The 1,029-nt window shown below is 39.2% G+C and carries 1 protein-coding gene; it reads left to right on the forward strand.

Annotated features, from left to right (window positions below; genetic code table 11):
• Nucleotides 1-61: 61 nt before the first annotated feature.
• Nucleotides 62-742 (forward strand): porin family protein, encoded by a 681-nt coding sequence (locus tag B9T16_RS28885; RefSeq protein WP_410246414.1) that lies wholly within the window; start codon nucleotides 62-64, stop codon nucleotides 740-742.
• Nucleotides 743-1,029: the final 287 nt, after the last annotated feature.

The raw sequence follows: 1,029 nt of genomic DNA on the forward strand, positions 1-1,029 counted from the left end.
AAAAATGTTGTAAAACAGCTTTTTTTGCTTCGTAAAGAAACAAACTCAATAAACGATTCTTATGCGTAAATCTTTATTCGCCATTACATTTATATTTCTCGGATTCATTTCTATTGCTCAACCATTTCGTTGGAATGATGTCTCGATTATTATGCAAGGCTCTGCTTATAATTCGATGCTGCGAAATCCTCAGCATTTTAACGAAGTCATAGATGTAAATCAAATTACACCCCGTTTTAGTGGAGGTTTGGGGTTGATGTACAGCTTTTCAGATGACTGGGGAATAAGCACAGGGGTTGATTACCAACGCCGTGGTGCAAGGTTCAGCCAATTTCTTCGTGGCAACGATGTCACGCGCGATTATAAAATTGATTACTTAGACATCAATCTCATGCTGCGTCGTTTTACCACGAAAGGATTTATGATTGGAGTTGGAGGGTACGCCGGAATCCTCGTGCGGGAAGAGCTGCGATTTAAGCACGACGTTGTTTGGGGCTCCACTACCGTAATGAACGGCAATAGATATAATGATTTGGATTATGGTGTCCAACTTGAACTTGGCTATTTGTTGGATTTAGATTACCGCACAAAGGCAACAGTTAGTTTATTTGCCCAATACGGACTTACAGATGTTAACGCTCCACGCTTTCAAGTAAATAATTTTGATGATGTGTATAATCCAGCGCAGAATTTTATTGCTGGAATACGTTTTACGGTGTATGTGATTACGCAGCCGTATTAGAGTGATGGGTTAAAAGTTAAAAGTTAAAAGTTAAAAGTTAAAAGTGAGTTATGACCCCTCATGATATAGGTTGCCTTCGGTTAGTCACCTTTCACTTATTTTGTTAATAACTCTCAAGTTAATAAAATTTAGTTTCAACTACATTTGCTTCATCAAGCCTAAGCGGAGATAGGCTCTGCTGGGGAGCAACCTATCAAGGAATAAGCTTGATCGACCGAAAAGGGTTTCCTTTGGAGGTGTCTCTAAAAGCTTAGAGACACCTTTTTTAATACTCCTTTTTGGGCGTG

Source organism: Arthrospira sp. PCC 8006 (genome assembly GCF_046480465.1).
GTDB lineage: Bacteria > Cyanobacteriota > Cyanobacteriia > Cyanobacteriales > Microcoleaceae > Limnospira > Limnospira platensis.

Excerpts from the sequence above, each read along its gene's own strand:
- B9T16_RS28885 (WP_410246414.1), top strand. The coding sequence starts at position 62 with ATGCGTAAATCTTTATTCGCCATTACATTTATATTTCTCGGATTCATT.